This is a genomic window from Streptomyces sp. BA2 (assembly GCF_009769735.1).
GTDB lineage: Bacteria > Actinomycetota > Actinomycetes > Streptomycetales > Streptomycetaceae > Streptomyces.
Genome location: NZ_WSRO01000002.1, coordinates 6352006 through 6376090 on the forward strand (window position 1 = coordinate 6352006; position 24085 = coordinate 6376090).

The window sequence follows — 24085 nt, forward strand, 5'->3', positions numbered from 1 at the left end:
CGCCCCTGAAAGGCCCCTGCGGGGCCTCCTCGGGGCCCTCTTGGAACCCGGCCGAAAATTGTGGGTGTCAGACGCAAGCAGCTGGGTAGGCGCGCGCTCGCGCCAGTCCCACCTGCCCCTGGAGTCACCCTGTGTCACCCGTGAGCCTGCCCGGCCCCACCCGCACCGCCGTGATAGCCATCGGAGCCGCCACGCTCACTCTTCTCGGTGCGCTGACGGTGTACGGCTCAGGTGAGGTCTCCGCGAGCCCGCCCGCTGAGCCGAAGGTGCAGGACACCTTCGACTCGCTCGGCCCCGACGTGCACGCGGCGAAGCTCTCGAACGGCCGGACGGCTCACTACTCCGACACCGGGAACAAGAAGGGCAAGCCCGTCCTGTTCATAGGCGGCACCGGCACCAGCGCCCGCGCCGCGCACATGACCGACTTCTTCCGCTCGACCCGCGAGGACCTGGGCCTGCGCCTCATCTCCGTCGAGCGCAACGGCTTCGGTGACACGGACTTCGACAAGAAGCTCGGCAAGGCCGACTTCGCGAAGGACACCCTCGAAGTCCTCGACCAGCTCGGCGTCGACGACGTCAGCGTGATCGCGATCTCGGGCGGAGGCCCCTACGCCGCGGAGCTCGCCGGGCGCGCCCCCGAGCGGATCTCGGCCCTGCACCTCGCGGCCGCCCTGCCGCCCTACGGCGCGAAGCCCAAGTACTGCTCGATGTCCGACGACGAGCTCGCCGCCACCGTGAAGGACTCCATCAAGGACCCGCGCAAGTGGTGGGCGTTCCCCGACGACAGCCCCGTCAAGTCGATACCGGGCTTCGCCGACACGGCGTACGAGGAAGGCGCGCGCACCTACAACCAGCGCGGCCAGCAGGCCGACCCCGCGCCGCAGGTGCACGAGCAGAAGCTGTACTGCGGACGGCCGGGCCCGGACCTGAAGAAGCTCGACGCCCCCGTCTACCTCTACGGCGGCAAGAAGGACACGACCGTGCCGCCGGCGACGCTCAAGACCTGGCAGGAGGCGCTGCCGGGCAAGGCGGAGGTGCGTACGTACGCGGACTCCGGGCACGACGTGCAGTACCGCCACTGGGACCAGATCCTGGTCGACCTGGCGGGCCATGGCGACCGCACGGTCATCTGCAAGGGCAAGCACACGCGCGTGCTGCCCGCCGACGAGGCCGACCGACTCCTCGCCAAGGACAAGGCCACGCTGGGCAGTTGCGCCTGGAAGAACAACTAGCCGGCCGCGAACGATCAGCCGGGCAGCGACAGCCTGAACAACGCGCCCCCGCCGGGCGCCCCCTCCGCCGAGAGCTCCGCTCCGTGCGCGTGGGCGATCTGGCGGGCCATCGCGAGACCGAGGCCCGAACCCGGCAGCGCGCGGGCCTTCTCGGCGCGGTAGAAACGGTCGAAGACGTACGGCAGGTCCTCCTCCGCGATGCCGGGCCCGTGATCACGGACCGTCAGGGCGGCGGAGGTCAGGGAGACCTCCACGGGCGTGCCCGGCGGGCTGAACTTGGCCGCGTTGTCCAGGAGGTTGGTGACGAGCCGGGAGAGACGCGCGGGAACGCCGGGGATGCTCGCGCCGTCGGCCTCCGGCGTCACGTGGAGCGCGAACGGAACCTGCGGCCAGTGGCCGCGCGCCGCGTCCACGACGTGCGTGACCAGAGGCGCGAGCCGCACCTCCTCCAGGAGGGGCTGCGGCTCCTCGTCACGCGCCAGCTCGATCAGGTCGTTGACCATGCCCGTGACCTCGCGCAGCTGGCGGGCAAGAGCGCCGGACGCGCGTTCGCGCTGCGCCTCGCTCAACCGGTCGGCGCGGGCCAGGAGTTCGGCGTTCGTCCGCAGCGCCGTCAGCGGCGTACGCAGCTCGTGCGAGGCATCGGCGACCAGGCGGCGGCGTGCCGTGACCGACTCCTCCAGCTCGGCCAGCATCGCGTTGAACGACGCCGCGAGGCGGGTCACCTCGTCCTCGCGGCCCGGCGGCCCCGGCGGCAGCTCGATGCGGTGGCGGGCGTCACGGGTCGCCGCGATGCGCTCCGCCGTGGCGGTGAGGCGGGCGACCGGAGCGAGACCGGTGCGCGAGACCCAGTAGCCGCCGAGCCCCGACAGGAGCACTCCCGCGCCGCCCACCGCGGAGAGCAGCCCCGCGGCCTGGCGCACGCCGCGCTCGGCGATGTCGGCGCGCAGAGCGACCTGGACGGCGTTGCCCGTGCCGTAGTGCGTGGTGTACATCCGGGTCGGCTTCCCGTGCAGCGTGAGACTTGTGTAGTACGGGGCGGCCCGGCCGCCCGCGACCTTCCGGGTGGACTCGGTGACGGGCAGCAGATAGGGCTTCGACGGATCGTCCGCGGGGTCGGCGGGGACGATCTGTGAGCAGGCCGGGGCGCCCATGAAGCGACACTCGCCGGTGACGACACCCGGCTCGGCGTCGTAGTTGCGCTGCTGCGCGATGAGGGTCGCCGACTGGGCGAGGTTCTGGTCGAGCTGCTGGTAGAGCTTGTAGCGGATGACGAGGAACGCGGCCACGCACACCCCGACCGCGACCAGCGCGACGGCCGCCGCCGCGGCGAGCGCGAGCCGCGTGCGCAGCGGACGCCTCCGCCGCCACCGCGCGCCGAGCCTGCGCCGGGCGCTCACGGGCTGCCCAGCCGGTAGCCGACGCCGTGCACCGTGTGCACCAGACGTGGTTCGCCGCCCGACTCCAGCTTGCGGCGCAGATAACCGACGTACACAGCAAGGGAGTTGGAGTCAGGCCCGAAGTCGCGCCCCCAGACCGACTCCTGGATGAGCTCACGCGGAAGCACCTGACCGGCGTTCCGCAGGAGCAGTTCGAGCAGGGCGGCCTCGGTGCGGCTGAACTCGACCGTACGGTGGCCCCGGCGGCCGGTGCGGGTCGACGGGTCGAGGACGAGATCGCCGTACGCCAAGCCGTCTCCGTCGGCGGCGGAGAGCTGCTCAGGGGCGGCGCGGCGCAGAAGCGCACGCACGCGGGCGACGAGCTCGTCCAGGGCGAAGGGCTTCACCAGATAGTCGTCCGCGCCCGCGTCGAGGCCGTCGACGCGTTCACTGACGGAGCCGAGCGCGGTGAGGACGAGGACCGGCGTGCGGTCGCCCGCGGCCCGCAGTTGGCGGCACACGGCGAGGCCGTCGAGGACCGGCATCATCACGTCGAGGACCAGCAGGTTGGGCTCCCAGCGGGCCACCGCCGAGAGCGCACGCTGCCCGTCCGGCGCGCCGCGGACCACGTGGCCCTCGATCGTGAGGGCGTCCTCCACCGCCGCGCGGACCTCGGGGTCGTCGTCGACGACCAGGATCTTGGCCGCCGGTGGGCCGCCGCCGGTCACCGGTGGGCCCGGCCTGCTCGTGAAGCTCATGGACCCAAGGTGCCAAACGCGGCTCTTAAAACACTCTTAGACCTGCTCGTGATGCTCCATTGCCATGCGAACACCCGATATGCGATCTCCCGATGCGCGATCTTCCGAGGCGGGATCTTCCGAGGCAGGGGCCCGGGCCAACGGGCGCGCCCCTCTCTCCGTCGTCATCGGCGCGGGCGGCACCGGTGGACACATCTATCCCGGGCTCGCCCTCGCCGACGCCCTGCGCCGTGCCGTGCCGGGCGCGGTCGTCTCCTTCGTCGGCACGGAACGGGGCCTTGAGACCCGGCTGATACCGGAGGCCGGGTACCGCCTCCACACCGTCGACATGATCCCCTTCGACCCCTCGCTCGGCGCCAAGCGGTTCCTGCTGCCCGCCGCCCTGGTGAAGTCCGGCGCCCAGTGCCGGGCGATCCTGCGGGCCCAGGGCGCGCAGGTCGCGGTCGGGATGGGCGGCTACCCCAGCGCCCCCGTCATCGTCGGCGCACGGATGGCGGGCCTGCCCAGCCTGATCCACGAGTCCAACGCCGTGCCCGGCCGCGCCAACCGCTTCGCGGCCCGCCTCACCCCGAACATCGCCGTCGCCTTCGACCGCAGCCGGGAGCATCTGCCGGGCGGCGCGCGCGCGTACACCACCGGGATGCCCATCGCGGCGCCGCTCGCCGCGCTCGACCGGGCGGCGCTGCGGGCCGAGGCCCGCCGGGAGTACGGGGTTCCTGACGCGGCCCGGCTGCTGCTCTTCAACGGCGGCAGCCTCGGCGCCGCCAGGCTGACCGAGGCGGCCGTGGGGCTCGCGGCGCGCTGGCGGCACCGCGCCGACGTACAACTCCTGATCAAGACGGGACCCGCCGCGCTCGACGAGACACGGCGGCGCCTCACGGAGGCGGGCGTGGAGGCGACCGCCCGCGCCGTTCCCTACCTCGACCGGATGGACCTCGCGTACGCGGCCGCCGATCTGGTGGTCTGCCGCGCCGGTTCGGCGACCGTCGCGGAGCTCGCCGCCACCGGGGTCCCCGCGGTCCTCGTGCCCTACCCGCACGCGCCCGGCGACCACCAGACGCACAACGCGCGGGTCCTCTCCGACGCCGGCGCGGGTCTGCTCCTTCCCGACGGCGAGACGACGGCGGCGCGGCTCGCGGAGCTCGTCGGGCCGCTCCTCGCCGATCCGGCGCGGCTCGCCGCGATGAGCGGGGCCGCCGATCCGGGCCCGCACGCGCGGGCGGCCGACCTGCTTGCCGAGCGGGTCATCCACCTCACCCACCACCACACCCCGCACTTGGAGTACGCATGAACAGCAGCAACGGCACCAACAGCACCAACGGCACCTTCGAAGCCCCCTTCAGCTGGGCCGGCCGCACGGTCCTCGTCACCGGGGCGGAGGGCTTCATCGGCTCGACGCTCGTCGACCTGCTCCTCGAACAGGGCGCGAAGGTCCGCGCCTTCGTGCACTACAAGCCGTACGCGGAGAAGGGCCACCTCGCGCATCTGCTCGGGGACCCGCGGGTCGAGATGCTCGCGGGGGACGTCCGGGACGCGGGGCGCGTGATGGACGCGGTCGCGGGCTGCGACACGGTCTTCCATCTGGCCGCGCTGATCGGTATCCCGTACTCGTACGACTCCCCGGGGGCGTACGTCCAGACGAACGTCGTCGGCACGGAGAACGTGGCGGAGGCGTGCAGGCGCCACGAGGTGCGGCGGCTGGTCCACACCTCGACGAGCGAGGTGTACGGGACGGCGCTGACGGCACCCATCAGCGAGGACCACCCCCTCCAGCCCCAATCCCCGTACTCCGCCTCGAAGATCGGCGCCGACATGATGGCGCTCTCCCACTGGCACGCCTTCGAGCTGCCGGTGACGGTGGTCCGCCCCTTCAACACCTATGGCCCACGGCAGTCGGCCCGTGCGGTGATCCCCACGATCCTTGCCCAACTGCACTCCGGCGCACGGGAGATCAAGCTGGGCTCGCTCACACCCACGCGGGACTTCACGTACGTGACGGATACGGCTCGGGGCTTCTTGGCCCTGGCGGCGTGCGAGGCAGCTGTCGGCCATGCGGTGAACCTCGGGGTGGGCCAGGAGATTTCGATCGGTGATCTGGCGGAGGCGTTGATCGAGGCGTCCGGGCGCGAGGCGAAGGTGGTCGTCGACCCGTCCCGTCTCCGCCCTTCGGGTAGCGAGGTCCTGCGGCTGCTCTCGGACAACTCCCGGGCGAGGGAGTGGGCGGGGTGGACTCCGTCGGTCTCCTTGACGGAGGGTCTGAAGCGGACGTCGTCCTGGGTGTCGGAGAATCTCCACCTCTTCGCGGCGGAGCGCTACCAGGTCTGAGGCGTCGCGCCTGGGGCGGCCTGCGCATTGCTCCGGGCTCGCGGCTCCGCGGCGGATGTCTCCCACCCCCACGCCTGTTCGCTGTGGGTTTCAGTTCGCCGCTTCGCGGCGGTCTTTCCCGCCCACCCACCCGATTACCCGGCGGTGAACGGGTGGGCCGCGGGGTGAACGGGTGGGTGGGAGGGGGAGTCCGCCGCGAAGCGGCGGCTCTGGGTTCGCCGCAGCCGCAGGGCCCAGCCGCAGCGGCGAGCGGTCCGTCAGGGGCTGGTGGAGGCCCCGGGGCCAGTTGCCGCCGCGGCGAGACCGCCCAGCAGCAGCAGCGTGAAGCGGCGGGCCCAGTCCTGGTCCACCGGTTCCGCGCTCACCAGGGCCCGGTGCACCACCGCCCCGGCGATCACGTCGAAGATGAGGTCCGCGGTACGACCGGCCGCGGCGGGGTCGGGTTCCGCGGGGAGCTCCCCCCGCTCCTGCGCCCGCTTGCGCCCCGCGAGGACCAGCCGCTTCTGGCGGTCCACGATCGACGTACGGATCCGCTCCCGCAGCGGCTCGTCCGACGTCGACTCGGCCACCACCGCCATCAGCGCGGTCTTCGTCTCGGGACGGCCGAGCAGCGCCGCGAACTGGAGCACCACACCTTCGATGTCCGCCGCCAGGCTGCCGCGGTCCGGCAGCTCCAGCTCGTCGAACAGCTCCGCCACCGCGTCCACGACCAGCTCGCTCTTGCCCGCCCAGCGCCGGTAGAGGGTCGTCTTGGCCACACCCGCACGCGTCGCGACGTCGCCCAGGGTCAGCTTGGACCAGCCCAGTTCGACCAGGGCCTGACGCGTCGACTCCAGGATCGCGGTGTCCGCCGCCGCGTTGCGGGGGCGGCCACCGGTGCGTGCGGGTGAGGGGATGCGGCTCTCCATCCCGCGACCATACCGGCCAGTACGGAATGGGCCGGGAACAGTGGCGAGTGAGGCAGATCACCGAAGTTCGCGCAGGCCCGCCGCCCACACGTCGGCGCCCGACAGTTACGCTACGACTCGTAGCGAAAGAGATGTGGGCGGGACGAACGGCAATTCCTCCTCGGCGCCCACGCTCGATCGCTGCGAGAGCGACAACCACAGCGACAACCAATGCGACAACCACAGCGGCAAGCGCCGGCACGGGGTGGGGACCCCGCGCCGACAACCATCGGTCCTCCTCGGGACCTTGGCACCACGACCGTCCGCGGCCCCGCAATCCGGCGGGGGGCCTCGGACGGGCGCGGTTCCCGCACGGCTTGGGGGAGGATGTACTCATGCAGCCACGGAACATGTCCATGAGCGGAGTCGTCGACCTCGCCGCCGTGAAGGCGGCCCAGGAGGCCAAGGCGAAGGCGGAGCAGGCGCGCGCCGAAGCGGCCCGGCAGGGCGGGGGCACTGCCCCCGGCGTCTCCCCGTCGAGTCTCGTCATTGACGTCGACGAGGCCGGTTTTGAGCGCGACGTCCTGCAACGCTCCACCGAAGTGCCCGTCGTCATCGACTTCTGGGCCGAGTGGTGCGAGCCCTGCAAGCAGCTGAGCCCGCTGCTCGAAGGCCTCGCGCGGGAGTACAACGGCCGTTTCGTCCTCGCCAAGATCGACGTGGACGCCAATCAGATGCTGATGCAGCAGTTCGGGGTCCAGGGGATCCCGGCGGTCTTCGCGGTGGTGGCCGGGCAGGCCCTGCCGCTCTTCCAGGGCGCGGCCCCGGTGGAGCAGATCCGCCAGACCCTGGACCAGCTGATCCAGGTCGGCGAGGAGCGCTTCGGGCTCACCGGCATCGCCGTCGACCCGGACGCCGGGGGTGACCAGCAGGAGGCGCCCGTCGCCGAGGTGCCCGCCGGTCCTTACGACGCCCTGCTCGAAGCCGCCGTCCAGGCGCTGGACGCGGGCGACTTGGGCGGCGCGGTCCAGGCGTACCGCAACGTACTGAGCGACGACCCGGGCAACACGGAGGCCAAGCTCGGCCTGGCCCAGGCCGAACTGCTGCAGCGCGTCCAGGGTCTTGACCCGCAGCAGGTCCGCAAGGACGCCGCCGACCGTCCCGCGGACGTGGCCGCGCAGATCGCCGCCGCCGACCTGGATCTGGTGGGCGGTCACGTGGAGGACGCCTTCGGGCGGCTCATCGACGCGGTCCGGCGCACGGCGGGCGAGGACCGGGACGCCGCGCGCGTGCGGCTGCTCGAACTCCTCGAGGTGGTCGGCTCGGACGACCCGCGGGTGACCGTGGCGCGTACGCAGCTCGCGCGGGTGCTCTTCTGATCCGTCCTGTCTGATCCGTCCTGCGGGCCGTTCGCTGACCAGTCCCTAAACGCTGGGGCTTGTGATGCCCGAGTGAAAATTCGCCGTCACGGCGTCACAGTGGCCGCGCTTTACCAAAACTTGGTAAACGCGGCCACTGTTACTGGGAGTAAGCCCAGGCCAGCCTTCTGTCCTGTTGTGCACTTGAACCTCCCGATCTGCTCCTCCCCATGGGTGCACCGTCCGTGGCCGACCGATACCGGGCGGTCGTGGTTCGGTTATCGCGCCGTTACTAGCCAGTAACGAACCCCCTTGTGCGGGGGCCGAGAATGCACCACGATCGGCGACGCTCGGTCCAATAACCCGCAGCCCGAAAGCCAGTCGGGAGCGGGCTTTCTGGGTCCCCACCGAGCAGGCCGGAGACACCCCGTCACCGGTCTTGGACAGGGGGGTCTCTGCCATCCGGCAGGGCCTGTCCGGCAGGTTGTGCGTGTCGCGTGCGACCAGTGGTTGTCGCTCGGGGGTGATCTCCCGAGGACGTAGCGCTTCTCCCATCCCTGCCCGGCTGAGCCGCCCGAACGGGGCAGTCAGGGCCGGAGATGTACGTCCGAGAAGGAGGAAAGTCATGGAGTCCGTGGCTCGTGGCGGAACCAGATGGAAGCGGTTCGCCGTAGTCATGGTGCCGAGCGTCGCGGCGACTGCCGCGATAGGCGTGGCCCTCTCGCAGGGTGCACTCGCGGCATCGTTCAGTGTGTCCGGTCAGCAGTTCAAGGTGACTGCCGACCAGCTCGACGGTACGGGTTTCGTCCAGTACGGGGCGCTCGACAGCGGCAAGTCGGGTACCCACCCGGTCGCCGTCGTCGGCCTCGACTCGGCCAAGATCACCAACCTGTGTCAGTCCGTCGTCGTTCCGGTCCCCGTCTTCGGCGATGTGTCGATGACCCTCAAGGCCGGCGCCAAGGGCGGCCCCAGGGTCGAGGCGAAGAAGCTCTACATCGACGCCGACGACCTGAAGGCCGACGCGACGTTCACCAACGTCGACATCGGCGTCTCGGTCGACCAGACCACCAAGGGCCCGGGTCCGTCGAAGGGCGACAAGTACGCCCCCGACTCGTTCGCGCAGCAGGCTGACAAGGTGCGCTTCACCGACGTCAAGCAGCGCGCGTGGGCGACCACCGCCGGCACCTTCAAGCTCTCCGGTCTGGGCATGTCGGTCAAGAAGGGCAAGCACGAGTGCTACTGAGGCAACTGATGCCTTGACAGCGGTACTTGTAGCGAAGAACGGCCGGGCGCGGGGGCGCGACGGATATCGACAGCCGTCCCCGTGCCCGAATCCGCAGGACACAGAACCAACGCCATTCCCCGAGGAGCTGTACGACATGAGCGCCGAAGCGCAAGTGGGGCTGGGCGACAAGCTCGGCCGGATGCGCCGATCGTTCCGAGGGTGGCGCGGTCAGCGCCCGTTCTGGGGTGGTCTGCTGACGTTGCTCGGCGGCATCCCGATCATGTACTTCCCGTACGCGAACCTCACGCTCGGCACGATGACGATCCGGATGGCGACGACCGCCGGTGCCGGTTCGCTGATCATCGGCGTCCTGCTTGTCGTGCTCGGCCTGACCATGTGGTTCCAGCCGCACTCCCGGATCTTCGCGGGTGTCGCGGCGATTCTGCTCGCCCTGGTCTCTCTGGTGGTCTCCAACTTCGGCGGCTTCGTCATCGGCTTCCTGCTCGCTCTGATCGGCGGTGCCCTCGGCATCTCCTGGGCGGCGGCCAAGCCGGTGAAGGAACCCGCCAAGGCGCGGACCGAAGGCTCCGACGACGGGGCGCCGGAGCCCGCGGCCGCGGGGGCCGCGAACGGGGTGAGCGGCACTACGGACGATCTGTCAGGAACGAGCCCGGACAACGGGACGAACGGGAGGCACCGTGCCGGCTGACGAGGTGCACCATGAGGACTCCGCGGGGGAGCCCCGCGCGAGATCCGGGCCGCGCCACGCGGCACCCAGAAAGCCGCTCCTCACCCGCCTGCACGTTCCGGCGGGCAAGGCGATAGCCATCGCGGCCATGCCGACCGCGGTCCTCATGGGCATGGGACTGACCCCCCAGCTCGCGCAGGCCAAGCCGCTGCCGAAGAACCCCTTCCAGGACGGCCCGTGCGTCACGGCGCCGGACGATGCATCCGAGGCCACCAAGGCCACCGAGGACGCCGAGAAGGAAGCCGACAAGGCCGCCGAGGAGAAGGCGGAGAAGGAGGCTGCGGAGAAGGAGAAGGCCGAGAAGGACGCGGCCAAGAAGGACGAGGCCGCCGAGCCGACGCCTTCGCCCTCCGCCGGTGACGAGGCGGGCCCGGACTCCGAAAGCTCAGACGGCTCCGGCAGCTCCGACAAGGCCGAGCCGACCCCGTCCCCTTCGGAGGACAAGGCCGACGAGCCCGCTCCGGAACCCTCCGAGACCAAGAACCCGCTGGACCCGCTGGGTGTCGGTCCCGCGCTCAAGGACCTCTTCACGCCCGACGAGAAGGAATCCGCGAGCCCCACGCCGACCCCGTCGGCCTCCGAGGAGAGCAAGTCCTCCGAGGAAGAGGCGAAGGACACGGCGAAGGACACCGTCGACGACGTCACCAAGCCCGTCGAGGACACCCTCGACGGCGTCAAGGACGGCGTCGAGGACGGTGCGGGCAAGGCCGGGGACACGGTCGACAAGGCCAAGGAGGACGCCGAGAAGGCCGCCGAAGAGGCTGCCGACAAGGCGAAGGCCGAGGAGTCCGCGGACCCGATGGCGCCGGACGAGAACGGCAAGAAGCCGTTCCCGTGCGTGGTCGAGAAGAAGGTCGACGGAAAGGCCGAGCAGACGCCCGCGCCGATCCCGAACCAGCCGTGGCACCTGGAAGCCAGCTCGCTCACCCTCAAGGGCGCGGACTACCAGGGCGTCGTGAACCTGACGATGCCGGGCGGCAAGACCAAGCAGGCCCTCAAGTACGTCGTCCAGAACACGGACATCGGCGACCTGCACCAGATCGTCGAGGGCCCGGCCGGGAAGAAGTACCACGTCCAGGCCGAGAAGGGCTCCACCTCCACGATCCGCGGCGGCGAGACGACCATGTACACCGAGTCGATCTCCGGCAAGCTCTTCGGGCTCATCCCCATCACGTTCGACCCCGAGCACCCGCCGCCCCTGAACATCCCGCTGATCTACTTCACGGACGTGAAGGTGCAGCAGGCGGGCCAGTTCGGCGGCAACCTGCACGTCCCCGGTCTGAGCCAGACGATCACCGACTGATCTTCACCGGGAGCCGCGAAGCGCTGAGGGCGCCCCCTGCGTCAGGGGGCGCCCTCAGTGTCGTATCAGGGTGTGTCAGCCGCCCAGGTGGTGCACCCGCACCATGTTGGTGGTGCCGGGGACGCCGGGAGGCGAACCAGCCGTGATGATCACCGTGTCACCGTCGTTGAAGCGGTTCAGCTTGACCAGCTCGGCGTCGACGAGCTCCACCATCGCGTCGGTGTTGTCCACGTGCGGCACGACGTACGAGTCGACGCCCCAGCTCAGGGAGAGCTGGTTGCGGGTGGCCTCGTCGGTGGTGAAGGCCAGGATCGGCTGGGCCGCGCGGTAGCGGGACAGACGGCGGGCCGTGTCACCGGACTGCGTGAAGGCGATCAGCGCCTCGCCGCCGAGGAAGTCCGCGATCTCGCACGCGGCACGGGCCACCGAACCGCCCTGCGTACGCGGCTTCTTGCCGGGCACGAGCGGCTGCAGACCCTTGGCGAGCAGCTCCTCCTCGGCCGCCACGACGATCTTCGACATCGTCTTCACGGTCTCGATCGGGTAGGCGCCCACGGACGACTCGGCGGACAGCATGACGGCGTCCGCGCCGTCCAGGATCGCGTTGGCGACGTCGGACGCCTCGGCGCGCGTGGGGCGCGAGTTGGTGATCATCGACTCCATCATCTGGGTCGCGACGATCACCGGCTTGGCGTTGCGGCGGCACATCTCCACGAGGCGCTTCTGCACCATCGGGACCTTCTCGAGCGGATACTCGACGGCCAGGTCACCACGGGCGACCATGACGGCGTCGAAGGCCGCGACGACGCCCTCCATGTTGGCGACGGCCTGCGGCTTCTCCACCTTGGCGATGACGGGGACCCGGCGGCCCTCCTCGTCCATCACCTTGTGGACGTCCTTGACGTCGCCCGCGTCGCGCACGAAGGACAGGGCGACCATGTCGCAGCCCATCTTCAGGGCGAAGCGCAGGTCCTCGACGTCCTTCTCGGAGAGCGCGGGAACGTTCACGGCCGCGCCGGGCAGGTTGATGCCCTTGTGGTCGGAGATGACACCGCCCTCGACGACGATCGTCTTCACCTGCGGGCCGCTCACCTCGACGACGCGCAGCTCGACGTTGCCGTCGTTGATCAGGACCTGGTCACCCTTGGAGACGTCACCGGGCAGACCCTTGTAGGTGGTGCCACAGATGGACTTGTCGCCGGGGACGTCCTCGGTGGTGATGGTGAACTCGTCACCGCGCACCAGCTCGACGGGGCCCTCGGCGAAGGTCTCCAGACGGATCTTCGGACCCTGCAGGTCGGCGAGGACGCCGACGGCACGGCCGGTCTTGTCGGCAGCCGCACGGACGCGGTCGTACCGCCCCTGGTGCTCGGCGTGCGTGCCGTGGCTGAAGTTGAAGCGGGCCACATTCATGCCGGCCTCGATCAGCGAGACGAGCTGCTCTTCGGAGTCGACGGCGGGGCCCAGCGTGCAGACGATTTTGGAACGGCGCATGGGGGCGATCCTATCGGTTTGTTTCGCTACGGAATATTCCGTCTGGTGGAATCTACAAATGGGCGGAAGTGCGCTCAGGCGTTGCGGTCACGACGGGTCACCGAACCTCGCGACCAGTGCGTAGGTCTGCTGCGCGATCTCCAGCTCCTCGTCGGTCGGGACGACGGCGACCGCGACCCGCGCGTACTCCGGTGAGATCAGCCGGGCCTCGTCGGAACGTACAGCGTTGAGCTCCCCGTCGACCGCGAGCCCCAACTCCTCCAGACCCGCGACGGCAGCCTCCCGCACCGGCGCCGCGTTCTCACCGACCCCCGCCGTGAACGCCACGGCATCCACCCGGCCGAGCACCGCGTAGTAGGCACCGATGTACTTCTTCAGACGGTGGATGTAGATGTCGAACGCGAGCGAGGCCGCCTCATCACCCTCATCGACACGACGCCGGATCTCCCGCATGTCGTTGTCGCCGCAGAGACCGACCAGACCGCTCTTCTTGTTGAGCAGGGTGTCGACCTCATCGACCGACATCCCGCCGACGCGTGCCAGGTGGAAGACGACCGCCGGGTCCACGTCACCGGAACGAGTACCCATCACGAGCCCCTCAAGCGGCGTGAGCCCCATCGAAGTCTCCACGCACCTGCCACCCCGCACAGCACTCGCCGACGCGCCGTTGCCCAGGTGCAGCACGATGACGTTCACGTCCTCCGGGGCCTTGCCGAGCAGCTTGGCGGTCTCGCGCGACACGTACGCGTGCGACGTCCCGTGGAAGCCGTAACGCCGCACGCGGTGCTCATCGGCGGTGGCCACGTCGATCGCGTAACGCGCCGCCGACTCAGGCATCGTCGTGTGGAACGCCGTGTCGAAGACGGCGACCTGCGGAAGATCCGGGCGCAGCGCCTGGGCCGTGCGGATACCGGTGATGTTGGCAGGATTGTGCAGCGGCGCCACCGGGACGAGCCGCTGGATCTCCGCGAGCACCTCGTCCGTGACGACCGTCGGCGCGGTGAACTTCAGGCCGCCGTGCACCACGCGGTGGCCGATCGCGGCAAGATCGGGAGAATCGAGGCCGAGCCCGTCGGCGGTCAGCTCGGCGGAAACCGCCTTCAGGGCGGCCTCGTGGTCGGCGATCGGTTCGTTGAGCTCGCGCTCCTCGCCGCCGCCGGTCAGCGGGGTGTGCTTGAGCCGCGAGGTCTCCTCGCCGATGCGCTCGACCAGGCCGACCGCGAGGCGGGAGCTGTCCCGCATGTCGAGCAGCTGGTACTTCACCGACGAGGAGCCGGAGTTGAGGACGAGGACGCGGGTGGCGGTCACGGGGGAGGTGCTTTCTGTAGACGTTTAACGGAGTTGGGTATCTGTCATCTGTTGTCTGTCAGCGCTTGAACGCCGATCGCTATACGCCGGCGGAACCCTGGGCCTGGATCGCCGTGATCACAACGGTATTCACGATGTCCTGCACGAGCGCACCCCGCGACAGGTCGTTCACCGGCTTGCGCAGCCCCTGCAGCACCGGCCCCACAGCGATCGCGCCCGCCGAGCGCTGGACCGCCTTGTAGGTGTTGTTGCCGGTGTTCAGGTCCGGGAAGATCAGCACGCTCGCCTGGCCCGCGACCTCCGAGTCCGGCAGCTTCGTCGCCGCGACCGAGGGCTCCACGGCGGCGTCGTACTGGATCGGACCCTCGATCTTCAGGTCGCCGCGGCTCTCCCGCACCAGCTCGGTCGCCTCGCGCACCTTGTCGACGTCGGCGCCCGTACCCGACGTGCCCGTCGAGTACGACAGCATCGCGATCCGCGGTTCCACGCCGAACTGCTCGGCGGTGGCGGCCGCCTGGACGGCGATGTCGGCGAGCTGCTCGGCATTCGGGTCCGGGTTCACCGCGCAGTCGCCGTACACGAGCACCTTGTCGGCGAGGCACATGAAGAAGACGGACGACACGATCGAAGCGTCCGGCTTCGTCTTGATGATCTCGAAGGCGGGCCGGATGGTGGCGGCGGTGGAGTGAACAGAACCCGAGACCATGCCGTCGGCGAACCCTTCCTGCACCATCAGGGTGCCGAAGTAGTTCACGTCGGCGACGACGTCGTACGCGAGCTCGACGGTGACACCCTTGTGGGCGCGCAGCTCGGCGTACTTGGCGGCGAACGCGTCCCGCAGCTCGGAGGTCTGCGGGTCGATGAGCTGCGACCCCGCGAGGTCGACGCCGAGGTCAGCGGCCTTCTTGCGGATCTGTTCGACAGGCCCGAGCAGCGTCAGGTCGCAGACGCCGCGGCGAAGCAGTACGTCGGCGGCGCGCAGGACGCGCTCCTCGGTGCCTTCGGGCAGGACGACGCGGCGCTTGTCGGAGCGTGCCTGCTCCAGGAGCTTGTGCTCGAACATCATCGGCGTGACGCGGTCGCTGCTGGGGGCCTGGACGCGGCTGAGCAGGCCCGCCGTGTCGACGTACCGCTCGAAGAGGCCGAGGGCCGTCTCCGCCTTGCGGGGCGTGGCGGCGTTCAACTTCCCTTCCAGGGCGAAGAGTTCGCCTGCGGTGGGGAAGGAGCCACCGGTGACCGCGATGACGGGGGTGCCGGGCGCGAGGCGGTCGGCGAGCTTCAGTATCGCCTCGCCGGGCTGTTCGTTGAGGGTGAGCAGGACGCCCGCGATGGGCGGCGTACCGGCGCTGTGTGCGGCGAGCGAGCCCACGACGAGGTCGGCGCGGTCGCCGGGGGTGACTACGAGGCAGCCGGGGGTCAGGGCGTTCAGGAAGTTCGGCAGCATCGCGCCGCCGAAGACGAAGTCGAGCGCGTCACGGGCCAGGCCCGCGTCGTCGCCGAGTACGACGCGGCCGCCGAGCGCGTGGGTGATCTGGGCGACGGTGGGTGCGGCGAGGGCGGGCTCGTCCGGGAGGACGTAGCTGGGCACGGGGAGGCCGGCCGCGAGGCTGTCGTGGATCTCGTCGCGGTCGGCGGGCGCCACCCGGTTGGTGACCATCGCGAGGACGTCGCAGCCGAGGCTCTCGTACGCACGGTAGGCGTTGCGCGTCTCGGAGCGGACGGATTCGGCGGTCTGGTTCTTGCCGCCGACGACGGCTATCACGGAGGCGCCGAACTCGTTGGCGAGGCGGGCGTTGAGGGACAGCTCGTCCGGGAGCTGGGTGTCGGCGAAGTCCGTGCCGAGTACGAGGACGATCTCGTAGTCCCGCGCCACCCGGTGAAAGCGGTCGACGAGCTGGGAGACCAGCTCGTCGGTGCCCTGCTCGGCCTGGATGGCGGAGGCTTCGTGGTAGTCCATGCCGTATCCGGACGCGGCGTCCTGCGCGAGCCGGTATCGGGCCCGAAGAAGGTCGAAAAGGCGGTCCGGCCCGTCGTGGACCAGCGGACGGAAGACCCCCACCCGGTCGACCTGACGGGTCAGGAGTTCCATGACTCCCAGCTCGATGACCTGGCGGCCGTCGCCCCGGTCGATCCCGGTCACGTACACGCTGCGCGTCACGCGTGCTCTCCCCTTCTTCGCTGCGGTGTCCCTGCGTGCCCGGTGAGACCGGGCGAGGCCGGGCGAGGTCACTCAGGGACGGACAAATGACCCGATATGGTTGCCGTGCCCTCTTGACAATACCTCTGTGGCTGGCTACGTCGCCCGCCGGACGAAAGGCCTCGTGGAGCGGGCCCAAGGGCCTTCTCCCCAGGATCGGGCGGAGCAGCCGTGCGCCGGGAGTGCTTACTGTGGGAGCAGCGGCCCCTGCGCGGTCATGGAACAATCGGACCGGCTCACAAGCATCAACAGCGAGCAGGAGACACAGCACGATGCGCATCGGAATTCTCACCGCAGGCGGCGATTGCCCCGGCCTCAACGCAGTGATCCGGTCGGTCGTGCACCGAGCCGTCACGCACTACGGCGACGAGGTCATCGGCTTCGAGGACGGTTACGCGGGCCTGCTCGACGGCCGCTACCGCTCCCTCGGTCTCAACGAGGTCAGCGGCATCCTGGCCCGTGGCGGAACGATTCTCGGCTCGTCGCGCCTGGAGCGCGACCGCTTCCGCGCGGCGTGCGAGGATGCGCCCGCGCTCGCCAAGGAGATCGGCTTCGACGTCCTGATCCCCATCGGCGGCGAGGGCACGCTCACGGCCGCGAAGATGCTGTCGGACGCGGGCCTGTCGGTGGTAGGGGTCCCGAAGACGATCGACAACGACATCTCCTCGACCGACCGCACCTTCGGCTTCGACACGGCGGTGGGTGTGGCGACGGAGGCGATGGACCGCCTCAAGACGACAGCCGAGTCCCACCAGCGTGTGATGGTCGTCGAGGTCATGGGCCGGCACGCGGGCTGGATCGCCCTGGAGTCCGGCATGGCGGGCGGCGCCCACGGCATCTGCCTCCCCGAGCGTGCCTTCGACCCCGCTGACCTGGTCAAACTGGTCGAGGAGCGCTTCTCCCGCGGCAAGAAGTTCGCGGTGATCTGCGTCGCCGAGGGCGCGCACCCGGCCGAGGGCACCATGAACTACGGCAAGGGCGCGATCGACCAGTTCGGCCACGAGCGCTTCCAGGGCATCGGTACGGCGCTCGCGTACGAGCTGGAGAGCCGCCTCGGCAAGGAGGCCAAGCCGGTCATCCTGGGCCACGTGCAGCGCGGCGGCACCCCGACGGCGTACGACCGCGTCCTCGCCACCCGCTTCGGCTGGCACGCGGTGGAGGCGGCGCACCGCGAGGACTTCGGCCGCATGACGGCGCTGCGGGGCACGGACATCACGATGGTGCCGCTCGCGGAGGCGGTCACCGAGCTGAAGACGGTGCCGAAGGACCGGATGGACGAGGCGGAGTCGGTGTTCTAGGGGCTGGTCCCCTGGCAGGGGGAGTCACCCCCCTGCCCCCGTCCCCCGCACCTGCGCCCAGAAGTGCTCAAGAATCTTGTCCAGGTAGTCCTGCCCGGCGCTCCCCGAGGCATCGGCTCCGGCGCCGCCGCCCCAGCTGAGCGTCCGGACCATGCGGGACTGGTAGTCGGCGTGCAGCTGCTGAAGGACGTCTTCGAGATGCCGCTTCCGTACGGGCAGCATCTTGCTGACGGGCCGCACGTACCCCTGCCAGCGGGTGGTGACGGCGCGGCGCAGCAGATCGGCGAGGTCGTCGGCGCGCCCGGTGACGTTGATGAAGTCGGGCAGCGGGAGTTGCAGCACCTCGGCGAGGGCGGCGGACTGCCGCTCGTTGCCGCGCCAGGTGTTGGTCTCCTCCATGTGCAGATAGGCCTGGATCTCGACGCCGGCCCCCCGCGCCACGTCCTCGGGGGCGAGCCCGCGCGCGAGCCGGTGCTCGCGCAGGGTGGTGGCGGCGCCCATGAGCTCCCCAGGCGAGCACCACAACGTCCCCGCGAGGGCGGTGAGCTCGGCGGAGGTGGGCGCGGCGAGCCCGCGCTCCCAGGCGGCGATGGTCTCCGGGGTGATGTAGGTGAGCCCGTAACTCGCCCGCATCCCGTAGGCGACATGCCCATGAGCCATCCCCAGAGCCTCACGGAGGCGCCGGGCGGCGGGGAAGTTGAACGGGGGCGTCGGCTGGTGCGGCTGCTGGCTCGGTTGCACGGGCACACGGTATGGGTGCGAGGGGCTGGCGACTACGGTGCGTTCATACGAGGTTGCGGATTGGTACGAAGCTACGGGGTGCTGGGCGCACCCAGCAACTGCTCCAGCGCGTGCCCGTACTCCCGGAAGAGCACCCGGGCGTCGGGCCGCGCAGGCGAACTGGGGAGCAGCAGATCGGCGAGGAAGGTGACGCGCCACATCCGGAAGACGGCACTGGCGCCGCGCGCGGAGTCGGGGTCCTCATCCATCGCCCCACCGGCCAGTCCGACGGCGATCCGCAAGGCTTCGGCGATCAGTGGAGCCCCTCGCGTGACGCCGGGCCCCCGGGCGATCGCGGCGTTGACGAGGGCCTGGAGGAATCGCGTCAGCTGCAGATCCGCGCCCATGCGGCTCATTCGCCGCACCGCGTCGGGCTCTTCGAGCCTGGGAGATACTTCCTCGTAGACGGAGGACCACATCAGCATGGACGGGGCGCCCACAGGGTGCTCGCGCAGGTAGCCGAGACCGTCGAAGATCTCCATGGTCGCTTCCTCGAAGTCGCCGACCTCTTGGACCACCGCGAGAAGCCGCACCACGTCGTTCTGCCGCGCTGACCCGAAGGCGCTCACGGACGCGTCCTGCAGCGACCACGCCCCCGTCGCGGCGACCGCGCCGATCTCCACGATCCCGCCGAGCGGTGCGAAGGCTGCCCGACCAAGGACATCTTCCGGGGTGTTCCATTCCGGCATGCTCAAATAGTCCATATCTCCTAGAAGTTCCCGGCTACGTTCTGCATGAATGCCTCGTTGAACGGCAGCACTCGTGGTGACCCGGCGTTCAGAATGTCGACGTCATCAGCCGTGTTCACGAAGTACTCCGGCTGGTTACCGGCAGGCCCTTCGTGCTGGCGCAGCCAACGCTGGGCGTCAGCCCGGGGGACTTCCGTACGCACGATGTGGCCGCCGGGCCCAGCGTACTGGTTGGCCGCCCGCATGAAATCGTCCGTCAGATAGACACCCGCGTCTGGTGTGTATTGCCGCACGTCCCGGACCGCCGTCGGCAGCGAGAAGGCATCGCCGTGCCAGTTCTGTGAGCCGTGGTAGAGGGTAACGGTGTCGTAGCCGGAGAGTCCGTAGGGGTCGATCTGCCGGAAGGGGTTGATGACGTACCCGTAGGGATCGGGTGCCGGGTCCAGGCCCAGCGGGTCGAGCGTCGTGTAGCGGGCCGACTCTGGGTCGTAGTGACGCTGAAAGTTGTAGTGCAGCCCCGTTTCCGGGTCGTGGTACTGGCCGGGGAAGCGCAGGGGCGTGTACGCGGCGCTGCGCGTGGGCCAGGTGGTCAGGCCCCAGACGGTGCGCCGGGAACGCCAGGCGACGTCACCGTCTTCCCCGATGAGTTCGGTGGGCGTGCCGACGAGGTCCGTGACGATGGCGAAGAACCGGGAATCGATGTTCTCCTGGGTGGCCTCATCGACGAGGCGCTCCGTCTGCGTGATAGCGCGCAGGCCGTCGTAATCCCAGGTGAGCGTCACGGCATGGGGCAAGTCCGGGGACCTGGTGGTCTGTTCGGCGAGTAGAGGACCGTCCCAGGTGAAGTCGGTCCGCTCCATTACCGTGGCACCGTCGGCCGCCATGCGCAGCTTGGCGGTCCGCCGTCCCAGCGGATCGTACAGATATCGCCAGACGGTCCCGTCCGGCGTAGTCACGCACGTCAGTCGGTCCTCGCCGTCCCAGGCGTACCGCCAGATGTCTGGTTTCCGGGAGAGCCGCGTCTTCCGCCGTACGACGACACGGCCCGCCGCGTCGTACTCGTAGTGCACGGCCCCCGCGCGAGCCAGCTGGATTCCGTTGAACTCCCGGTCCCCCCGTGCCTCCTGTCCCGGATGCCGCTCGGGCCACTCGGCGGCCGTCAGTTGCCCGGCCTCGTCGTAGGCGTAGCGTTCAGTCCAGTCGTGCCCGCTGACCCCGGTGATCCGTCCTGTCGGGTCGAGCCCCATGGTGATCTCGCCGAGCAGCGGGTCGTCGATTCTGGAGACGAAGCTGTCGGGACGGTAGTCGTAGGCCCGGCGCTGGACAGCCTCGCCCCCGGCCGTCGTCGTCTGCTCGATCGGGCGCCCTGCCGCGTCCCAGGTCTGCGTGAGCGCGAGGGAGCTGCCCACGAACCGCTCGATCTCTTGGCCGCCCGCGTCGTAGACGAAGGACAGCGCGTGCCCCGAAGTGTCCAGGTGGATCGCCCGCCCCACCGCGTCGTAGGCGTGGCGGGCCAGGGCGCCCGTCGGGGTGGTGCGCTGCACGCGTCGGCCCATGGCGTCGTAGGTGCAGGTCAGACTTCGCCCGTCCGTCCGTTCGGTGAGCACCCGGCCGCGCGGGTCGCGCTCCCAAGTCAGGGTGGCGTCCGGACCAGTGGCGCGCACCAGTCGGCCCGCGCGGTCGTACGTGAACGTCGTCTGCCGCCCGTCGACTTCCTTGGTGACGGGCCGCCCTACGGCGTCATAGGTGAAGTGGACTGTCTGTCCCTGCGGGTTCGTGCGCTCCAGGAGGCGCCCCACGGCATCGCGCGTATAGCAGGTGTGCCGACCGTCGAAGTCGGACTCGGCCACCAGGTGTCCTGCGGCGTCGTACGCGTAATTCCAGCTCAGGCCGTGGGGGTTGGTGACGTGTGTGAGCCTCAGTGAGGCGTCGTGGCCGAACTCGTGGCGGGCGCCGTCCGGGCCCGTGCGCGCGCGGACCAGGTCGAAATGGGTGTACTCGTACATGGTGGAGGCGCCGGCCGCGTTCGTGTGCTGGACGCAGTTGCCCTCGCCGTCGTACTCCCACGTCTCCTCGGCCCCGTCCGCCCTGAGCAGCCGAGCGATCCTGCCCTCAACGGTCCACCAAATTCGTGTAGTCGCACCGACCGGGTCGGTGACCTTGATGAGCCGTCCGAACGCGTCGTAGGAGCGAGTAGCCCGCTCGCCGAGCGCACTGACGATCTCGACGGGCAGGCCCGCAGCGTTGCACCGCACTCGTGTGGAGGCGCCCAGTGGGTCAGTGACCGTCAGCGGTCGTCCCGCAGCGTCATAGGTGAACCGGGTCGTCACACCGTCCGGTCCGATGAGCGCGGTGCGGTTGCCTCGCTCGTCGTAGTTGTGTTCCCACACGGCGCCGTCTGTCGTCATCACCCGTAGGGGCAGGCCGAGTTCGTTGTACTCGGTGCTCGCCTCGGTGCCGTCGGGGCGGCTGACAGTGATGGGCTGGCCGTACGCGTTGTTGGTGAACTCCGTGGTGTACCCGAACGCGTCGGTCCACGACACGAGGTGGTGATGGACGTCGTATGCGCTCCGCGTAACCGAGCCGTTCGGGTCGATCTCCGCGATGACCTGGCACTGCTCGTTGATGACGAAGCGGGACGACACCCCTTCGGCGGTGGTGAGGGTGGTGACTTGGCACTCGGGCCAGGCGGCGTCCGTCCCGTCGTAGTCGAGGGTGAGGGCGAGATGCCCGGCCTCTCCGCCCTCGGCGATACACCGGTCCTGATCGTCGTAGCTGTAGTTGTAGCGGCTGTGGTTGGAGTCCGTCCAGGATGTGACCCTCAGCCGCTCGTCGTAGGCGAACTTCAGGGGGAGCCCGGAGGAGTTGATGGTCTGAGTGAGGTTGCCGTCGGTGTAGCCGTACTCCTTGATCGTGATGTCCGAGCCGTCCTCGGCACCTCCTGCCAGGCACAGTCTGGTGACTCGGTCCTCCTCAACACTGAACTTGAGGTGGTAGCCGCCAGAGTGGCGGATCGCGAGCGGGGTGCCCTCCGCGTCGTAGTCGAAGTTGATCGTGTTGCCGTTGCGGTCGGATATGCGATCCAACAGCGCCAGGCCCTCGTCGGGGAGGCCGAAGTAGCGGCTCTGGCCTGTGAGGGGATCGTCGATGCGATAGCTGCCGTTGTCCAGACGGACCAGGGGCCAGTGGGGGCCGACCTCCGGCAGCGTGGCCGTCCCGGGCCCGTCGGCGTGGGGGTAGGCAAGGAGCAGACCGTCCTCGGTGACGAAGACGACTCCCTCTTCGTCGATTTCAAGGCGCTGGTCGACGGTGGAGGACCAAGTGGGACCGAACCACCAGCCAGTCCGGTAGTCCGAGGCGACACGACGGCTGAACACCAGTGGCAGTGTGCCGGGCAGGGTGATGTCGCTCTGCGGCAGGAACATCTGCCCAGTGGCAAGGTCGACAGGGTCGGTCAACTTCTTCCAGACCGCCTTGGCGCTGCGCCCGAACGCGTCCTTGCCCCGGCCGAGCATGCTGCGTGCACTCTTCAGACCCTTGAGTCCGCCCTTGAGGCCCTTCATGCCCTTGGCGAGGCCGCGGAGGGAGGTCAGGCCCTTCATACCGGGTATGCAGTCGAGGGCGGCGAAGGCAACGTCGAGGAGCCCGGCTTCCCCGTTGGCGTATTTGTTGAGGGTGTCGGCGAGGACGACGAGGGCGGCGATGAGGACGATGGCGCCGAGGATCGGGCCGCCGATGATCATGGCGATGATGCCGAGTACGGCGACGACGACCTTGCAGACGGCGACGATGGTGTCCCAGTTGTCGGTGACCCAGTCACCGACCTCCTCCCACCACTTGCGGTTCTGGATGCCCGCGTCCGAGGCCTCTTCGAGCTTCTTCTTCGCCGTGCCCGCGGCGTCCTCGCGCATCTTGCGGGCATCCTCGGCCATCTTCTTCGCGGCATCTAGGTTGGACTTCGCGGAGGAGACATCCGACTTGGCGGCGGTCTGGGCCTTCTCGGCGGAGTTGGCGTTGCGCGTGGCGGCTTTGACCTTGTCCGGGTCGGGCTTGGGGACGTCCTTGCCGGAGTCTTTGTCGTCCTTGTACTTGTCGGCTTCCTTGCCCGCCTTGTCCATCCAGGAGTCGGCGGACGTCAACCGCGTCTGGGCGGCGGACAGGTCGCCTTGCGCTTCACGGCCCTTGACCAGGGCCTTGTCGGCGAGGGCCTGGGCGCGCTCCAGTTCCGGCCAGTACGTGGACAGCGCGTCGCCGGCCATCTCGTAGCTCTTCTTGAGCTTCTTCAGCTTGCCCGGCGCGTCCTCGAACTCCGCCGTGAACGACTCCGCCGTCTTGCCCGCCCAGGTCAGGATCGCGTCCTCGCCCGCCATCCCCTTGATGTCGCGCAGGACCTTGGAGACGTCATCGGCGAAATCGTGCAGATTCTTGGCGAGGTTCCGCACCCGGTCCGGATCTCCCGGCGTCGGGTCCTTGTCCAGGTCCAGGACATGCCAATCCGCCGGCCGATTCCCCGCCATCCCGCAACCCCCGTCACGTTCTCCACCCCAACTACCGTACGCAGATGCGAATTTACATGAGACGGAGCGCTTGCGTCATGCGCGGTCCTTCGTCTGGTTGCGCACCAGCAACGGTCTTTTCCGCTGCCCTGAGCCGCGATGAGTCGGGGGCCAGGTCGGATTACTCAGTGGTGTCGCGCCTCGGTTACCGGTTGATCGACTGGATCTCCTCGACCACCACGTCCTGGCCCGCGCCGAACTCCCCGTCAGGGAGCTTTTGAGGTTCGTTGACCCCCGTGCCGGGCCAGCGGATCTCTCACGTGACCGTCGCCTTGAGCGGATACGAGCCGTCGCCGTCTTGATGACCTTGCTGTAGCCCTTGCTCTCATCACCGCAATAGGTGAGTGACGCGGCGGTTTTGGACTTCACGGTCACCTGGCGGTTGAAGTACTGCACGGTCCCTGTGACCGTCCAGCCCGCGTTTTGAACGCCTTCACCCAGCTCTGCGATGACGCCGCCGCCTCGCCCTCGGTGAAGAACTCCAGCGCCGGGAGTCGTGGATCGCCGGCCACGATCGCCGCGTTGAGCGCGCGGATGAAGTCCGAGTT

The 24085-nt window shown here is 69.6% G+C and carries 17 protein-coding genes; 8 read left to right on the forward strand and 9 right to left on the reverse strand.

Annotated features, from left to right (window positions below; genetic code table 11):
• Nucleotides 1-131 precede the first annotated feature (131 nt).
• A complete protein-coding gene (locus E5671_RS31580) occupies nt 132-1232 on the forward strand; it encodes an alpha/beta fold hydrolase (protein WP_336605893.1) in 1101 nt (366 codons plus the stop codon).
• Between the two features lie 14 nt (nt 1233-1246).
• Here E5671_RS31580 and E5671_RS31585 read toward each other — a convergent pair whose 3' ends face one another.
• Both E5671_RS31585 and E5671_RS31590 read right to left on the reverse strand, forming a co-directional pair.
• On the reverse strand, nt 1247-2632 hold the full coding sequence (locus E5671_RS31585) for an ATP-binding protein (protein WP_160507281.1): 1386 nt from the start codon (nt 2630-2632) through the stop codon (nt 1247-1249).
• A complete protein-coding gene (locus tag E5671_RS31590; RefSeq protein ID WP_160507282.1) occupies nt 2629-3369 on the reverse strand; it encodes a response regulator transcription factor in 741 nt (246 codons plus the stop codon). The genes E5671_RS31585 and E5671_RS31590 overlap by 4 nt, the downstream gene beginning before the upstream one ends.
• A 64-nt stretch (nt 3370-3433) precedes the next feature.
• Between E5671_RS31590 and E5671_RS31595 the strand changes: the two genes are divergently transcribed.
• Nucleotides 3434-4660 (forward strand): UDP-N-acetylglucosamine--N-acetylmuramyl-(pentapeptide) pyrophosphoryl-undecaprenol N-acetylglucosamine transferase, encoded by a 1227-nt coding sequence (locus E5671_RS31595; protein ID WP_237330275.1) that lies wholly within the window; start codon nt 3434-3436, stop codon nt 4658-4660.
• On the forward strand, nt 4657-5694 hold the full coding sequence (locus E5671_RS31600; RefSeq protein ID WP_160507283.1) for a GDP-mannose 4,6-dehydratase: 1038 nt from the start codon (nt 4657-4659) through the stop codon (nt 5692-5694). Before E5671_RS31595 ends, E5671_RS31600 begins: the two co-directional genes overlap by 4 nt.
• Nucleotides 5695-5951: 257 nt before the next feature.
• Here the strand turns inward: E5671_RS31600 and E5671_RS31605 are convergent, their stop codons facing one another.
• Nucleotides 5952-6602, reverse strand: coding sequence for a TetR/AcrR family transcriptional regulator (locus E5671_RS31605; RefSeq protein ID WP_160507284.1), 651 nt, complete (start codon nt 6600-6602; stop codon nt 5952-5954).
• A 374-nt stretch (nt 6603-6976) separates the two neighbouring features.
• On the opposite strand from E5671_RS31605, the gene E5671_RS31610 reads away from it, so the two are divergent.
• The 4 genes from E5671_RS31610 to E5671_RS31625 all read left to right on the forward strand — a co-directional run bounded on the left by E5671_RS31610 (nt 6977) and on the right by E5671_RS31625 (nt 11215).
• Nucleotides 6977-7960 (forward strand): tetratricopeptide repeat protein, encoded by a 984-nt coding sequence (locus E5671_RS31610; RefSeq protein WP_160507285.1) that lies wholly within the window; start codon nt 6977-6979, stop codon nt 7958-7960.
• 604 nt (nt 7961-8564) lie between these two features.
• On the forward strand, nt 8565-9182 hold the full coding sequence (locus E5671_RS31615) for a DUF6230 family protein (RefSeq protein WP_160507286.1): 618 nt from the start codon (nt 8565-8567) through the stop codon (nt 9180-9182).
• A 136-nt stretch (nt 9183-9318) separates the two neighbouring features.
• On the forward strand, nt 9319-9873 hold the full coding sequence (locus E5671_RS31620; protein WP_160507287.1) for a DUF6114 domain-containing protein: 555 nt from the start codon (nt 9319-9321) through the stop codon (nt 9871-9873).
• Nucleotides 9863-11215, forward strand: a complete 1353-nt coding sequence (locus E5671_RS31625; protein WP_160507288.1) for a hypothetical protein — start codon at nt 9863-9865, stop codon at nt 11213-11215. Before E5671_RS31620 ends, E5671_RS31625 begins: the two co-directional genes overlap by 11 nt.
• Before the next feature lie 75 nt (nt 11216-11290).
• Here E5671_RS31625 and pyk read toward each other — a convergent pair whose 3' ends face one another.
• The 3 genes from pyk to pta all read right to left on the reverse strand — a co-directional run bounded on the left by pyk (nt 11291) and on the right by pta (nt 16175).
• Nucleotides 11291-12709 (reverse strand): pyruvate kinase, encoded by a 1419-nt coding sequence (gene pyk / locus E5671_RS31630; protein ID WP_160507289.1) that lies wholly within the window; start codon nt 12707-12709, stop codon nt 11291-11293.
• Between the two features lie 87 nt (nt 12710-12796).
• The gene (locus E5671_RS31635) at nt 12797-14017 is read right to left on the reverse strand and encodes an acetate/propionate family kinase (RefSeq protein ID WP_160507290.1); all 1221 of its coding nucleotides are present in this window, start codon (nt 14015-14017) and stop codon (nt 12797-12799) included.
• Nucleotides 14018-14096: 79 nt separating this feature from the next.
• On the reverse strand, nt 14097-16175 hold the full coding sequence (gene pta / locus E5671_RS31640; RefSeq protein WP_160507291.1) for a phosphate acetyltransferase: 2079 nt from the start codon (nt 16173-16175) through the stop codon (nt 14097-14099).
• Between the two features lie 311 nt (nt 16176-16486).
• On the opposite strand from pta, the gene E5671_RS31645 reads away from it, so the two are divergent.
• Nucleotides 16487-17512 carry a 6-phosphofructokinase gene (locus tag E5671_RS31645; RefSeq protein WP_160507292.1) on the forward strand — a complete coding sequence of 342 codons (1026 nt, stop codon included), beginning with the start codon at nt 16487-16489 and terminating at the stop codon, nt 17510-17512.
• Nucleotides 17513-17536: 24 nt separating this feature from the next.
• On the opposite strand, the gene E5671_RS31650 is transcribed toward E5671_RS31645, so the two are convergent.
• The 3 genes from E5671_RS31650 to E5671_RS31660 form a co-directional block, all read right to left on the reverse strand.
• On the reverse strand, nt 17537-18259 hold the full coding sequence (locus tag E5671_RS31650; RefSeq protein ID WP_443032719.1) for a helix-turn-helix domain-containing protein: 723 nt from the start codon (nt 18257-18259) through the stop codon (nt 17537-17539).
• 65 nt (nt 18260-18324) lie between these two features.
• Complete coding sequence (locus E5671_RS31655) at nt 18325-18981, reverse strand: hypothetical protein (RefSeq protein WP_160507293.1); 657 nt, start codon at nt 18979-18981, stop codon at nt 18325-18327.
• A gap of 20 nt (nt 18982-19001) precedes the next feature.
• Nucleotides 19002-23498 (reverse strand): DUF6531 domain-containing protein, encoded by a 4497-nt coding sequence (locus E5671_RS31660; RefSeq protein WP_160507294.1) that lies wholly within the window; start codon nt 23496-23498, stop codon nt 19002-19004.
• Nucleotides 23499-24085 lie beyond the last annotated feature (587 nt).